The organism is Kocuria sabuli, from assembly GCF_040981185.1.
Lineage (GTDB): Bacteria > Actinomycetota > Actinomycetes > Actinomycetales > Micrococcaceae > Kocuria > Kocuria sabuli.
The window spans coordinates 1-13,987 of the sequence record NZ_JAVHZE010000030.1 but is presented as its reverse complement, the minus strand read 5'-3'; the positions used below and the strand labels follow the sequence as shown (position 1 = coordinate 13,987).

The following is a 13,987-nucleotide window of genomic DNA, read 5'->3' as shown; positions in this document are numbered from 1 at the left end:
CGCCTAGAGTTCCTTCAAACCGATCGAGGTGATCGGCGACCTGCTGTTGCAATGACCGCCAGAATCCGCCGTTCCCCTATCATGCGGGGATTCCGCGCTGTTCCGTGGGGTGGTGCCGTAGTGGACCCCTGTGCCCCAGAGGTGCAACCCATCCCCATGTGACCAATTGACCAGATGCGTTAAAACGGTCAATCTTGGTGGGTGAGTGATGTGATTGGTCAGGTGCGGGAAGTGGTGGTGGAACGCTCCGGGTGTTTTCTGCATGCCTGGGTGTGTGGCCCGGAGATGGCGCCTCTGGTGGTGTTGCTGCATGGGGCGACGATGGATCACCGCATGTTCGGCACCCAGGTGGGGCCGCTGCTGGAGGCGGGCTACCGGGTGATGACGATGGACCTGCGGGGGCACGGGGTGTCCAAACCGATCGGACCGGGGCCGTTGCAGGTGACGGACCTGGCGGACGACGTGCTCGCGCTGGTCGGGGAGGTCACCGCCGATCGGTTCGTGGTGGTCGGTCAGTCATTGGGGGCCTATGTCGCCCAGGACCTGGTGCTGCGGTACCCCCAGCGCATCCTCGCCCTGGGGATCATCGGGGCGACCTGTACGACGGCTCCGATCTCGCGTGCGGAGCTGTTCCTGCTGCGCAGTTCGTTGCTGTGGTTCCGGTTGTGGCCCTATGGGCACCTGCAGGGGCTGATGGCAACCTCGCTGGCCCTCAGCCCCGGGGTGCGGGCCTATGCCCGAGAGGCGATGAGCGCGCTGAGCAAGCAAGAGTTCCTGGCCGTCTGGGATGCGGTCACCCGGGTTCCCCGGCCCCGCCCCGGCTATCGGATCGAGCACCCACTGCTGCTGACCCACGGTGACGAGGACCGGACCGGCACCATCGCCAGGTCAGCCCCGGCATGGGCCGCACGAGATCCCCAGGCACGGTATGAGATCGTCCCGGACGCCCGGCACAACGCCAACCAGGACAATCCCGCGTTCTTCAACCGCGTCCTGGTGGAGTTCCTGGCAGAGCACGCACCGGCCGGGAAGACGCGGTGAGCGCCCGCGACGCCCACCGGCGGGAGAAGCTGCTCGATGCCACCGTCGCACTCATTCTGCGCTCGGGTGTCCGACGCACCTCCATCGATGAGATCGCCCGGGACGTCGGGATCTCCAAGGGCGCCGTCTATCTGGAGTTCCCCAGCAAAGCCGCCCTGGTCGACGCCGCCGTGCGGCGCGAGTTCAGCCACTACATCGCGCAGACGTGCTCCCGAGTCGAGGCCGACCCCGAAGGCGGGCGACTGTCGGGCATCTACCGCCACTCGATCGCGGTGCTGCTTGAGCGCCCGTTCATGCGCGCCCTCTACGCAGACAACGGACGCATCCTCGACGGGCTGCTGCGAGGACCCGAACGCTATCGCCCCCGCGTGCTGCTCGGAACGGCATTCCTGCAACAACTCACTGATGCCGGGTTGCTGAGGGCCGACGTTGATCCCGCCGTGACCAGCCATCTGATCAGTGTGCTCTCCGTGGGCCCGTTGCTGGCCGAGCCTCTGTTGAGCGATGAGACGACACCGCCCGTGGAAGCGACCTTCGAGCTGCTGGCCGACCTCGTGGTCACCGGGCTCGAACCCGACAGCCCCTCCGATCCAGCCCCCGGTGCGGCCGCGTTCCGCGAGCTCGCCGAAGGTCTTATACGGGCACTGGCCGACGACTCCCAGCCCGCCCACTGACCCACCAGCGCGCCCCGGTACCGCAAAGAACCCACCTCCGGGACATTGCAAATGGGGTTCCTGGGCGGGCTTTCCACTGGGTGAGGTGCAGGGGCATGACGACTACTCCTGGTTGATGGTGCTCGGTCTGGCGCACGGGGCCCTGCGGACCCGTTGGTACGGGGCCACCCATCGTGTGTCACGCTCTTTCCAGGTTCTGGTCCGCGACCCGAGCGTGTCCTGCAGGCTCGATCACTCAGATCAGATGCTCAGATCGGGCCACAGGATGCGGTAGATCACGGCGTAGCCGGTGATGTAGGTCAGGGACAAGGTCAGGAGCGCCGCACCGCTCACGGCGAAGATCCCGGCGCGACGACTGATTGTGCCAGCGAGGTGCCAAGCGGCCGGGACCACGCCGAGGACGCCGAGCAGCAGCAACGCCTGCCCGGCGCGGGTGAGGGGCCGCACCAGGGTGTAATCCTCCATCCGGATGCTCGAGGCGAACACCACCACCCCCACCAGCACGAGGACCGGGGCGGCGTAGGCCAGCCGGCGCACGCGTCTAGGGCGGGTGTCGGATTGGTCCGTGGTCCAGCGTCGTCGTCGGCGCAGGCGGTTCACCGGCCAGGCGACCAGTGTGACGATGAGGACCAGCAGAGCCGCCAGCAGCAGTAGATGCTGCACGAAGTATCCGTGCCAGGCGCTGACCTTGCCTTCGGCCCAGTAGGCGAGCAGGGTGATGTCGCGGACGTTGCCGTGCTCGTCCGTCCGCGCCGCGAGGGTGTCCGTGCCTCCGACCTCGCGCCACAGCCAGGGCTCGACCTCTTGCATGGTCGTTCTTGTCGGAAGGAACCGATGGCCGGCGGTGATCGTTCCATCGGGCTCGGCGGTCACGGCGACGATGAAGGCGGATCCGACCAGGGCTGCGGCACTGGATTGGGCCCGTCGTTCACTGCGGTAGAAACCGGCCACTGCGGCGGCCCGCTCGGCGGCCCCAGGCGTTGGCTCGGGCACAGTTTGTTCGGGTGGGGTGATATAGCGGCGGGCGAACTGACCGACCAGCTGGTGGCGCAACTGTGCCGTGCTGAGAGCGTTGGCCCCGTTTCCGTTGAGGGAGACGAACAGGCCGGTGTCCGCCTCGGGGAAGAGGCTCAGTTCGCTGTGGAACAGGGTCGTGTCCCCGCCGTGGGCAAGCACCCGTTCCCCACGCATCTCATAGCCCCGGAGCCCCAGTGTCATCTGCTCCCCGGCGCCGAGCCCGCCCAGATCCTGGGGCGGCAGCGCCGGGGCGTGCATGTCCGCCAAGGCATCTGGGCCCAGCACCTCGTCAGGGCCGTGGCCCAGGTGGAAGTTCATGAAAGCGGCCATGTCGCGCCCGGTGCTGCTCACGGACCCGGCCGGGGCAACGGAGATGTACTCGAAGGGCGCCGGCTCGGCCTCCGGGGCGGAGAAACCGGCAGCCATCCGATCGGTCAGTGCCGGAGGCAGTGGCTGCTCGGCGGAGGTGGAGGTCATGCCCAGCGGGTCGAGGATCTCGGTGCGCACGTAGTCGGCGAACGGGACACCGGTGACACGTTCAACCACGTAGCCGGCCAGGGCGTTGCCGTAGTTGGAGTAGGCCGGGGTGGTGCCCGGGGCGAAGATCTGGTGCGGGGGGTTCTCGGCGAGTTCGGTGCGCAGGTCCCGGACCTTCTCGGGGTGGGCAGTGATGAGGTGGTCCATGCGCTCCTCGAAGCCGGCGGTGTGGCTGAGCAGGTGCCGCAGCGTCACCTGCCCCCGGGGGAGCTCGAGATCGAAGTCGAGGTGCTCGCCGACGTCGGCGTCCAGATCCAGGGCACCGCGCTCGACCTGCTGCATCACCGCGGTGGCGGTGAAGAGCTTGGAGACCGACCCGATCCGGAACAGGTGGTCCTGCGGGTCCACCGGGGTGGACCCGGGCACCCAGCGAGGGCGGTCGGCGGCTCCGAAGCCGCGCAATGTGACGATCTCACCGCCGGAGACGACGGCCACCGTCGCCCCCGGAATCCGCTCGGCGTCCAGGAAGGCAGGGACGAGCCCGTCCAGCCACGTGTCGACGTCGCCGGTGGACAGCTCCTGCACGTCCTGCCTCCCGTGCGCGGCAGCAGCAGCGGGCAAGGCGGTGAGATGGCCGCTCAGGAGAAGGATCGCAAGGGTCAAAAGCAGCACCAGCCGCACAGTGCGCGGTAAGGCCACGGGGACCGATGGGGTCCCGGCCAGGTTGACGTGCATGGGCCCATAGTTGTCCTTCGCCGACCATGACGTTTATCTGTGACGGTTCAACCATCGGTTCCGGTGAACCACCTGGGCGTGATTCGAGGCTTGGCATGAGCGCGGCTTCCGCGCGAGGGGCTACCGCGCTATCAGCTGTCATCTGACCTGGCTTGCCTCTGGGGCGGCCCGCAGGGAGAAGGCAGATTCCCGAGCTCACGATCAGCAGGCAGGGCTCTACCGACATTCCTGCGCTTTGCATATGGCCGGCTACCGGACATTGCACGCGGGCACGACGATGCAGTTGGGGTTCCATCTGTGACGGAGGCCCGGAATAAAGCTCATTTTCGGCCGTTGTGGTGGGGGGTCGGGGTGACGGCGGTGGCTGGTCCCGCGGTGAAGGGGGAGGGCTTGAAACCCTTCACGACCAGCCATATGCCCAGGGAGAATTCCCACAGCGCGATCGGCAGGGCGGCCAGGCCTGCCAGTGCGGAGACCTGACCCCACAGGTTAAACACGGTGGCTATGGCCGATGCCACCAGCAGCGGGGCTCCGATAAGGCCCATCATCGGTAGGAGCCGCGGCACCAGGCGTGCCCGGTACAGCAGGGACCCCAGCAGCACGGCGTTCACAGCGGGCAGAAAGCCCTGTCCGGTGAGGAACATCCAGTCGCGCAAGGTCATCAGGGCTTGGGCGCTGACCAGCGCATCGGCCCCCACTCCGGCCTGCCGCAGGCTCACGACCGTCAGCAGGCACGCCACACTGGCGAAGATGGTGGCCGCCTCCAAGGTTCGGGCGGCGATGAAACCTAGCGAAGCCGCCTCATTGACTCGTTTGAGCACCGGGTGCAGGACGACGGCGGTGCCGATGCAGGCCAGGGCCACGATGGTTTCCAGGGCCACCCCGATCAGCACCGGGGTGTCGGGCCCGGGGCCCAAGACGTAGTCCGGATCGTGCACCGGGGTGTACAGGGCCAGGGTGGGGATCGAGATGAAGGTCAGCAGGTAGATCGCGCCCGCGACCAGGGCGGTCTTGCGCTCCGGCGCTATCGGGGCTTTCGGGGAGGCGGTGGTGCGGTCGGTGATGGCCATGTCGGTGTCCTCGTGGGCAGTGGTGGCAGCTCCCACCGGGCGGTGAGCGGTGTGTCGGGCTAAGCCGGGCGGGTAGGGCGGTCCCAAGTGGTGGGAAGTTGAACTCTTCGCCTGATGGAGCAGAAAGTGTACGACGTACACCTCATGCCTGAGTGTAGGTGTACGATGTATACCCGGCAAGGGAGGGAATGACCATGACGATTCCAAAGGAGGAGGCCGTGCTGGATGGGTCCGTGAAGACCCATCGTCGCGCTCCATTGAGTCGAGACCGGGTGCTGCGCGCCGCCGTGGTCTTCGCCGACACCTCCGGTATTGAGGCGCTGAGCATGCGCAGTCTGGCTCAGCAACTGGGTGTGGTTCCCATGGCGCTGTACAAGCATGTGGCGAGCAAAGAGGAGCTTCTTGACGGCATGGTCGATGTGGTCGTCGCCGCGATCGACCCTCCCCGCCTCGAGGCTGAGTGGAGGACCGCGGTGCGGGAGCGGATCCTCTCAGCCCGACAGTCCTTGGCGCGTCACCGCTGGGCCTGTCAAGTGATCCAGTCGCGCACGCAGGCCTCACCGGTGGTGCTGGAGTACATGGACTCGCTCATGGGGATCTTCCTGGCTGGTGGTGTTTCCGCCGACCTCACCCACCACGCCATGCACGCCCTGGGCACCCGGATGTGGGGATTCACCCAGGACGTGTTCCCTACACCGGAACCACCTGCCGACCCGGTTGCGCGGGCTGTCATGTTCGAGCAGTTCGCCGATCAGTACCCCCACATCATCGCCATCGCCACCGCCGCTTCCCAGCAAAAAGGTCCATCGGCCGGTGAGGGTTGTGATGAACAGGTCGAGTTCGAGTTCGCCCTGGACGTCCTGCTCGAGGGTATCGAGCGACTCCACCAGCAGGGCTGGAGCTCCACCGGTTCCTGAGTCCTCGCGGTGGGGCAGCAGTGGCATGCTGAGGGATTCCGTTTTGCGGTACCTGCAGTGCCGGGCGTTCGACTGCCGCTGGTGAGGAGCCGGCACCCTGGTCATCACCTTCTGGACTGTCTGGGGTGCTCACCGCAGACCATGTCGGCCTTCGCCGGAGCTTACGGGCAGAGGCGGGGATGCGGGGACTTACCTCTGTCGGAGCACGCATGCCCCACAAGTTGTGGCCCCGGAGCGCTGACGACGGACCTGGCAACGTACTGCCAGAGCCCAAGCGCAACCCGGTGGTTTCAACCACCCGATCGGGTGTGGTCTTCTCCTGGCGGGCCTTTTCCCAGAGAGCTGTCTCCGATGGGTGGAGAAGGCTTACTGTCGGATCGGCGTCACGTGCCTTAAGAACAGAGGGCTGCCCTTGCATGAGGCCAGCAGTGCATAGAATCGAGCCCACAGTGAGTCACACTCCCACAAACCCCACACCCAGGGGTCGGGGCCGCCCTTCCCCCGATGATTCTTCGCGCAAGGGACACCTTGGTGGGGTGGTGGCCGGCTCGATGATTGCCGGGGTGCTGGTTGCACTGCTGCTGGCCGCCGCCTCGTTCGTTCCGGCAACCGAAACTGGGGTGACCGGGGCCATTCTGGTGGGGTTTGCGCTGGGATGGGTCCTGCTTGCGGTGCTGTCGGTGAGGTTCACGGACCAACCCCAGAGATGGGCCGTGGCTCCGGCGCTGTTCATGGGTCTGGGCGGTGTCTTGCTGATGGCGTTCGGTTCCCCGATGCAGGAGAGACTCGCCTGGCTGTGGCCTCCGGCGTTGCTGGTGTTAGCCGTCTGGATGGTCGTCCACGCCCGTCGGCAGCTTCGCAGCCGCAGCGGACGCGTGCTGCTCTACCCCGTGATCGCGGTGCTGGTTCTGGCCTCGGTGGGGGGCGGCTGCGAAACCGTGCGTCAAGCGGTGGATGCACAGGCCTCTCCGGTGCAGGGTCGGTTGATCGACGTCGGTGGTCATCGCCTGTACCTGAACTGCACCGGCTCAGGTGCTCCTACCGTCGTGCTCGAACCGGGCGCAGGCCAGATGGCGTCTGACCTGGCCTTGATCGCACCGGTGGTTGCCCGTGGGACCCGGGTGTGCGTCTACGACCGGGCAGGCCGTGGATGGAGCGATCCGGCGAACACCGTCCAGGACGGGGCGCAGATCGCCACCGATCTGCACACGTTGCTGCAGCGTGGGAACGAGCCGGGACCCTACGTGCTGGCCGGGCATTCGTTCGGGGGCCTCTATGCCCTCACGTTCGCTGCCCGCTATCCCGAGGAGGTAGCCGGGCTGGTCCTCGTGGATTCCACCGCGCCGGCACCGAACCCGGAGCCAGATGCAGCATCGGCCACTCACGCGGACGCCGACGACACGATGGACCGTGTCACCGCGCTGGTCGTCGGCGCATCCCGACTGGGCCTGGGCCGGTTGTTGGACCTCCAGAGCCCCGACCACTTACGGAGCACGATCGAGGAGTACAACCACGCAGGATCCTCTGTGCAGCAGGCCGCCGCGCTGAAGGACTTCACCGATAAGCCGCTGGTCGTTCTGACCGCAGGCAGCGGGGGCGCACCCGACTGGGCGGCGTCCCAGGAGGCCCTTGCCGCGCTGTCGACCAACAGCGCCCACCGCGTCATCGACGGGGCCACCCACGCATCGTTGATCACCGATCAAAAGGACGCGGCCGCGACCGCCGAAGGGATCCTTGACGTCGTCTCCGCAGTACGGACCGCAAGCTCCCTGGCCCCGTAGGGCGAGGACATGCCCGACTGCCTCCGGCGACGCACCTCGGCCAGCCCGTACGTTGTTGCAGTTGGGGTTCCGTCATTGCTCGGTGGCCGTCTGGGGCGGTGTCCTGTCCGGTGGGGATCCGGCGATGTCCTGGAGAGCGGTGAGCACGGTGCGTGCTGCGGTGCGGTGCAGTGCTTCGGGGCGAGCTAGTACGTCGATGTTGCGGGTGAGAGAAAGGCCTGTCAGGGGTTTGAGCACGATGTGGGCGCCGGCGGGGGCGGCTGTGGTGTAGCGAGGCATGAGGGCGATCGCTTGGCCGGTGGCCACGACGGCGGAGGTCACGAAGAACTCGTTGATCCGGTGGGTGATTTCCACCGGATGTGCGGTGGTCGCGCCCAGCAGGTGGAGGGCTTGGTCCAGGGGGAACCCCTTGTGCACCGAGATCCAGTGCTCGCCCACCAGGTCCTCCGGGCTCACGTGGGCCTGGTGGGCCAGCCGGTGGTGTGCGGCCAGGGCGATGTCGAGTGGTTCGCGCACCAGTGGGAGGACCTGCACCGCCTCGGGCCAGGGGCGGGTGTGTTCCAGGCGGTGGGCGATGACCAGGTCGAAGTCGGCGGTCAGTGCCGGGAAGTCCTCTTGTGCGACGTCGCGGTCGTGGCAGCTCGCCACGGGTGCCTCGTCAGCGGTCATGGCTTGGAGCAGTGCGGGAAAGTAGGCCAGTCCGGCGCTGTGGAAGGCGGCCACGCTGACCGGGGCTGCGGGGTCCTCCACGTACTGGGTCACGGCGTGCTCGGCGGCTGCCATCGCGGTGGCGACTCCCACCGCGGCCCGTGCCAGGGCGTGGCCGGCGTCGGTGAGCACCAGGGTCCGGCCCTGCTTGCGGGTCAGGGGTACGGGGCTGGTGCGCTGCAGGGCGGCCAGTTGCTGGGACACCGCCGAGGGAGTGACGTAGAAGGCCCGGGCGACGGCGGCCACGCTGCCGCGGTCCCCGAGCTCGCGCAGCAGACGCAGCTGGTGCAGATCCATAAGCAAATCCTAAACCTTCAGTGCAGCAGTCCGTCTCTGGTCTTCACGGTGGTGGGCTGTGAGGGTGGACGGGTGCTGACATCCTTTGTTGCTTCTCGCCGGGTCGATCTGTTGTTGCTGCTGGTGGCGGTGGTGTGGGGCAGCAGCTACCTGGCGGCGAAAACCCTGACCGGGGTCGTGAGCGTCCCCACGATCCTTTCCCTGCGGTTCATCATCACCGCGATCGCTTTGGGGGCGTGGTGGTGGATGCTGCTCCGGTGCGCCCCCTCCCGTCGGGAGGTGGTCACCGGGATCGTGCTGGGCGCCACCCAGGCCGCGGTGCTGGTGCTGGAGACCTACGGGATCGCCGGCACCAGCGCGACCAGTGCGGGGCTGATCATCAGCCTCACCGTGGTGTTCACCCCCGTGATTGAAGCAGCCGCTGCGCGGGTGCCGGTGCCGCGGGCGGTGTTCGTGGCCGGGGCGGTGGCAGTGGTCGGGGTGTGCCTGTTGGTGTCCGGGGACGGACTGCACGCCCCGAGAACCGGAGATGGGCTGGTGCTGGCCGCGGCACTGGTGCGTTCGATCCACGTGACCGCACTGGCCAGGCTCACCCGGGGGAGGCAGTTCAGCTCGGTGAACCTCACCTTGATCCAGGCGGTGGTGTGCGCGGTGGTGTTCACCGCCGCCGACCCCTCCGGGGTGGTGGGTGCTGTCCAGACCTTCACGTCCGCCCAGTGGGCGGCGGTGCTCTATCTGGGGCTGGGTTGCAGCGTGTTCGCCTTCGTGGTCCAGACCTGGGCGATCCGCCAGACCTCGGCGTCCCGGGCCAGCCTGCTGATGGGCACCGAGCCGATCTGGGCGGTGGCGATCGGCGTCAGTCTCGGCAACGACACCCTCACCCTCGTGGCAGCTGCGGGCGCGGTGCTGATCATCACCGGCACCTACCTCGGGCAACGCGCCGAGACCGACCACCGCCACACCATCGAGCCCACCCTGGAAAGCGCTGAAGTCTCCCGATGAGCGTCCCGGTTCGGGCATTGTTGGAGGCCGCTGTTCTGATCTGTTGGTCCGACGGCCCAGGTGGGTGTGGGTCCAGGGTCCGGGAGTCCCGGTAGTTAACTTAACCTGGGCCTCTTACGGTGTCTGTGGGGGTGTGGTGGTGAGGATCTGCAGGGCGGCCCGTAGGTGATCGGCCAGGGCCCGGGCCCGCTCGTCACCGAGGCGTTCGGCCACGAAGGCCTGGGCGTCCACCCCGGCAACCACGGCCTGGTCGATGACCTCGAGCCCTGCTGCGGTGAGCTCGGCGTAGAGACAGCGCTTGTCGCTGGGATGGGGCACCCTTCTGATCAGCCCCGCGTCGGTCAGGCGGGTGAGCCGGCCGGTCATCCCCCCGGTGGTGATCATCAACGACCGCGCCAAATTCTTGGGCGCCAACCGGTACGGAGCCCCGGACCGGCGCAGGGCCGCCAGCACGTCGAACTCCCCGCGGCTGATCCCGTAGGGGGCGTAGGCGGCTTCCATCCGCTCACCCATCTGCGCGGACAGCCGGTAGATCCGCCCGAAGATTTCCATCGCCCGAGTCTCCAGCTCCGGTCGCTGCTGGGCCCACTGGGCCACGAGCGCATCCACATCGTCACGCTCGGGCGGTCTTGTCCTGGTCATGGAACCACTATACCTTTCAACTAACTTACTGCTAAGCAATTGAGGGGTTGGGATGCCGCATCTGATGACCGACCGCACCCGGGCCACCCTGCTCGGGGCTCTCGCCCCGGTGGTGTGGGGCACGACCTATGCGGTGACCACCGAGCTGCTGCCCCCGGAGCGGCCGATGACCGCGGCCCTGCTGCGGGCGGCACCTGCCGGGGTGCTCCTGTTGCTGCTGACCCGGCAGGTTCCGCCCGCCTCGTGGCGGGGGAGGCTGGTGGTGCTGTCGCTGCTCAACATCGGGGCGTTCTTCCCGCTGCTGTTCCTCGGCGCCTACCGGCTGCCCGGTGGGCTGGCAGCAGTGGTGGGCTCGGCCCAGCCGCTGATCGTCGCGGTGGTGCTGATGCTGGCCTTCGGGCAGCCCACCCCGGCCAAGCAGCTGGTCTGGGCGGTGGTCGCGGTGGCCGGGGTGGGGATGGCGGTGTTCGCCGGACCGGTCACCGTGGACGCCCTCGGGATCACGGCCGCTTTTACCGGGGCGGTCTCGATGGCCACCGGGGTGGTGCTGACCCGCCGCTGGGGCCTCCCCCCAGGGATGAGCGGACTGGCGGTCACGGGGTGGCAGCTGGTGCTCGGGGCCGTGGTGATCGCCCCGCTGGTGCCCCTGCTGGACAACGGGGCCTTCGTGCTGGACGGCCCGGCGGTCGCCGGCTACGCATGGCTGGCCATACCGGGCACCGCGATCGCCTACGCGGTGTGGTTCTCCGCCGGGCGCCACCTGCCGGCCACCAGCACGGCCCTGCTGGGAGTGCTCAGCCCCGTGGTAGCCGCCCTGATCGGCTGGCTCTGGCTGGGACAAGCCCTGTCCGGGGTGCAGAGCGCCGGCTTCGCCCTGGCCCTGGTGGCCGCGGTGATCGGTCAGACCGCCGCACACCGACCCTCTGGCACGCCGCGACGACCCAAGCGGTCAGGTAGAGCGCCCGCCGCATGCCCCACCAGTGTTCCGGCTGCACCGTAGGGATGGACCGCATCGTGCGTCGTCACTCGGTTGAGGTCTGAGCGCGCCGGGCGCGCGTTTTGCAGGGCCCCGCCACGGGCGGTTGAACGTTCTACAGGGGTGCAGTAGGGGTTCGTGCCCGGGCGTGAGGCAGCGCCCGGCGGTCGATTGAGGTGCTTTCCGAATTCCGCGGACCAGTGGGGACCGAGGGCGCGTGGCGCGAGAACCCAAGGCATGTCGATGTCTCTACGGTGGGGGCATGGGATCCATCGTCTCTGCTCCTGCCAATCTGGTAATCGCCACCAGCGACGGAATCGATGTGCGTTTCGCCGGCATCGACCTCGCCGCCAGTCTGTCTCCCCACGCGCAGGAGCCAACGGGTGGCCACGGCGTGCGAGTCAGTCTCGCCGCGGTGCGCGGGGCCGAGACCATGCGCCGGGACGGCCAGTTCCAAGCTGCCCACCTGGCCTGGGCCCAGCGGCGGCAGGAGCAGATGGCCGAGGAGGAGCCGGTGCCGCTCATGCCGGGGTTCTCCGTCCTGGACCGGGTCGGGGTGGTGCTCAACGATGAGCTCGGTACCGAGTACCGCCTGGTCGCCGGACAGGCGGCCGGGGACGGCACCGAGTGGGAGAGCGCCTGGGAGTTCGTGCCCCAGCCCCCGGAGGTGCCCGGGACCCTCCGACTCCAATTCACCCTGGACGGGACACCGACCGGCAAGACCTGCGAGGTCCGGGTCCCATAGGCCTCGGCGGCGCCCGTGAGCCGGGTGACCGTGCCCACGACCGCTGGTATCGCGTCGAGGCGGTGGGAAGACGAGCCTGGTCCCGCGACCTCAGGCGTAGGAACCACGAGCACAGTGGAGGAAAGGAACGGCGATGAATACCCCGGACTGTGCAGGACTGGAGCGCCTGCTGCGGGAGCGCAACGAGATCGACTGGGTGATGGTCGCCAACGTGATCGACGATGCCACCGCCTACGGCCTGCCCGCCACCGAGGAAAACGCCATCGACTACATCGTGGGGCTTCATGAGCAGGACAAGATCCGTGTCGGCACCTACGTCCATGGCACCCGGGAAGGGTTCATCCCGTGGGAGGAACCGATCCCCGACCTGCCGGCCCGCCTGCGGACGGCGTTGGTGCCCACAGACCCCGAGGACCCCTTGGGGCCGGTCATGACCGTCATGTTCACGTTCATCGACGAGGCTCCACCGGCTGCTTGATCCACTGGTGGGCAAGAAATCCCTCCGCGGGCTCAGCTGGAGGGTATGGCGAGACTCCGGGGTCTACTTCCTGCCCTTCTCTCGCCCTCTCAGACGAGACCCGTGAGTGCTCCTTACCGACAGGTCGGCCATACCGTGGGGCAACCTTACATAAGGTCTCCATGCGTGCGGGTCCCACGAAAGCGATGTCGAAGCAGGGGTTGTTCACGTGCGGTGGCTTATCGAGTGGTAGCCGGTTGGCGCCGAAGTGGGGACCATCAGTGGTGTGCAGGTGCACATACGATGAGGCCAAATGTCGACGTCCCCGCAGGAGAACCACGATGAGCAACCAGGACCCGGACTACTCGCACGCTGAAGGGCAGTCCTTGCGGGGCTACGGCCAGCCGCCCACCTACAACGGCAACCAACATGATGACGGTCAACCTCGAGCTGTTCCTGGCGGTTATCACCAGCAGAACTTGCAAAACTACGGTTCCCAGCCCGGGGAGCACGTCGGGTTCAGTGAAGCGATCAAGCGTTTCTATTCGAAGTACGCCCAATTTTCCGGTCGGGCCAGCCGCTCCGAGTACTGGTGGGTGTTCCTTTACCTGGCCATCGTTTCCACGGTCATCAGTATCTTGGGAGTGACTATCGGGACCAACGCGTCGGGGGAGCCCAATGGCATCGGAGAGCTGCTCTCAATATTGGAGTTGATCTTTGGCCTGGTTCACCTGATTCCCAATCTCGCCCTGGGTGCCCGGCGCCTGCATGACACCAATCGCTCCGGGTGGTTCCAGCTGATCGCTCTCATCCCGTTCTTGGGCATCATCGTCCTGCTCGTGCTCTTCGCCTTGTCACCGAAACGAGAAGGAGCACGCTTCGACCGGTGAACGAACCTGTCGGCTGCGGGCCGTCGATCCCTCTAAAGGCCTGCAATCGGTTCCGGATTGCTACCGATGGCCGGTGCTGCGCCGGCCCACGAACCAGCCGGCGCAGAAAGCCAAGAGGATCGCGCCGACGCCGACACCGACCCATCCCGTTACGGCCTGTGGGCTAAGAACCGTCATGCCGGGGAACGTCTCACTACTTATGGGGGCATACGCAAACCACCCAAAGGTGGCCTCGAACGGGTTGAGCAACACCGCCAGCGCCCCTCCCAGGAGGGTGAGCACGGACAGGGCAACCAAAACCAGCACCCACCGGGGCGTCTTGCGCGGAGGAACCGCTTCGGAGGAGTTGGCGCCAGTGACATTCATGGGCCGAGACTAACGCTCCAGCACAACACCTCCGCCCGTGCACGGCCGGAGGCACCCCGGCATTCCAGACTGTTGCAGTAGGGGTTCGGCGGATTCTGGCGGTCATTGCAACAACAGGTCACCGATCACCTCGATCGGTTTTTGGAACTCTAGGCGTTTTCGGGGTCGGTCGTTGAGTTCGGCGGCCGCCGC

Annotated in this window: 14 protein-coding genes; 9 read left to right on the top strand and 5 right to left on the bottom strand. The window is 67.3% G+C overall.

Translation table 11 applies throughout. The annotated features are described in order from the left end of the window. Positions 1-201 precede the first annotated feature (201 nt). Together RE027_RS17340 and RE027_RS17335 are read left to right on the top strand one after the other, a co-directional pair. On the top strand, positions 202-1,041 hold the full coding sequence (locus RE027_RS17340) for an alpha/beta fold hydrolase (protein WP_368809553.1): 840 nt from the start codon (positions 202-204) through the stop codon (positions 1,039-1,041). Then, complete coding sequence (locus RE027_RS17335) at positions 1,038-1,715, top strand: TetR/AcrR family transcriptional regulator (protein ID WP_368809552.1); 678 nt, start codon at positions 1,038-1,040, stop codon at positions 1,713-1,715. The genes RE027_RS17340 and RE027_RS17335 overlap by 4 nt, the downstream gene beginning before the upstream one ends. 240 nt (positions 1,716-1,955) lie before the next feature. Here RE027_RS17335 and RE027_RS17330 read toward each other — a convergent pair whose 3' ends face one another. Together RE027_RS17330 and RE027_RS17325 are read right to left on the bottom strand one after the other, a co-directional pair. Next, positions 1,956-3,794, bottom strand: coding sequence for a serine hydrolase domain-containing protein (locus tag RE027_RS17330; RefSeq protein ID WP_368809550.1), 1,839 nt, complete (start codon positions 3,792-3,794; stop codon positions 1,956-1,958). 470 nt (positions 3,795-4,264) lie between these two features. Next, positions 4,265-5,014, bottom strand: coding sequence for a DUF4386 domain-containing protein (locus tag RE027_RS17325; RefSeq protein ID WP_368809549.1), 750 nt, complete (start codon positions 5,012-5,014; stop codon positions 4,265-4,267). 194 nt (positions 5,015-5,208) lie between these two features. On the opposite strand from RE027_RS17325, the gene RE027_RS17320 reads away from it, so the two are divergent. Beyond that, positions 5,209-5,931, top strand: a complete 723-nt coding sequence (locus tag RE027_RS17320) for a TetR/AcrR family transcriptional regulator (protein WP_368809548.1) — start codon at positions 5,209-5,211, stop codon at positions 5,929-5,931. Positions 5,932-6,467: 536 nt separating this feature from the next. Then, on the top strand, positions 6,468-7,712 hold the full coding sequence (locus tag RE027_RS17315) for an alpha/beta fold hydrolase (protein WP_368809547.1): 1,245 nt from the start codon (positions 6,468-6,470) through the stop codon (positions 7,710-7,712). Positions 7,713-7,784: 72 nt separating this feature from the next. Here the strand turns inward: RE027_RS17315 and RE027_RS17310 are convergent, their stop codons facing one another. After that, positions 7,785-8,717, bottom strand: a complete 933-nt coding sequence (locus RE027_RS17310; RefSeq protein ID WP_368809546.1) for a LysR family transcriptional regulator — start codon at positions 8,715-8,717, stop codon at positions 7,785-7,787. Here RE027_RS17310 and RE027_RS17305 point away from each other — a divergent pair. Next, the gene (locus RE027_RS17305; RefSeq protein ID WP_368809545.1) at positions 8,706-9,719 is read left to right on the top strand and encodes a DMT family transporter; all 1,014 of its coding nucleotides are present in this window, start codon (positions 8,706-8,708) and stop codon (positions 9,717-9,719) included. The genes RE027_RS17310 and RE027_RS17305 overlap by 12 nt on opposite strands. Positions 9,720-9,833: 114 nt before the next feature. On the opposite strand, the gene RE027_RS17300 is transcribed toward RE027_RS17305, so the two are convergent. Then, positions 9,834-10,361 carry a MarR family winged helix-turn-helix transcriptional regulator gene (locus tag RE027_RS17300; RefSeq protein ID WP_368809544.1) on the bottom strand — a complete coding sequence of 176 codons (528 nt, stop codon included), beginning with the start codon at positions 10,359-10,361 and terminating at the stop codon, positions 9,834-9,836. 64 nt (positions 10,362-10,425) lie between these two features. Between RE027_RS17300 and RE027_RS17295 the strand changes: the two genes are divergently transcribed. The 4 genes from RE027_RS17295 (at position 10,426) to RE027_RS17280 (ending at position 13,429) form a co-directional block, all read left to right on the top strand. Next, positions 10,426-11,361 carry an EamA family transporter gene (locus RE027_RS17295; protein WP_368809543.1) on the top strand — a complete coding sequence of 312 codons (936 nt, stop codon included), beginning with the start codon at positions 10,426-10,428 and terminating at the stop codon, positions 11,359-11,361. A 370-nt stretch (positions 11,362-11,731) separates the two neighbouring features. After that, on the top strand, positions 11,732-12,082 hold the full coding sequence (locus tag RE027_RS17290; RefSeq protein ID WP_368809541.1) for a hypothetical protein: 351 nt from the start codon (positions 11,732-11,734) through the stop codon (positions 12,080-12,082). 133 nt (positions 12,083-12,215) lie between these two features. Then, positions 12,216-12,560 carry a hypothetical protein gene (locus tag RE027_RS17285; RefSeq protein WP_368809540.1) on the top strand — a complete coding sequence of 115 codons (345 nt, stop codon included), beginning with the start codon at positions 12,216-12,218 and terminating at the stop codon, positions 12,558-12,560. Positions 12,561-12,880: 320 nt separating this feature from the next. After that, entirely contained in the window at positions 12,881-13,429 is a 549-nt protein-coding gene (locus tag RE027_RS17280) for a DUF805 domain-containing protein (RefSeq protein ID WP_368809539.1), read from the top strand. Positions 13,430-13,489: 60 nt separating this feature from the next. On the opposite strand, the gene RE027_RS17275 is transcribed toward RE027_RS17280, so the two are convergent. Further along, positions 13,490-13,795 carry a hypothetical protein gene (locus tag RE027_RS17275; protein WP_368809538.1) on the bottom strand — a complete coding sequence of 102 codons (306 nt, stop codon included), beginning with the start codon at positions 13,793-13,795 and terminating at the stop codon, positions 13,490-13,492. Between the last annotated feature and the right edge of the window lie 192 nt (positions 13,796-13,987).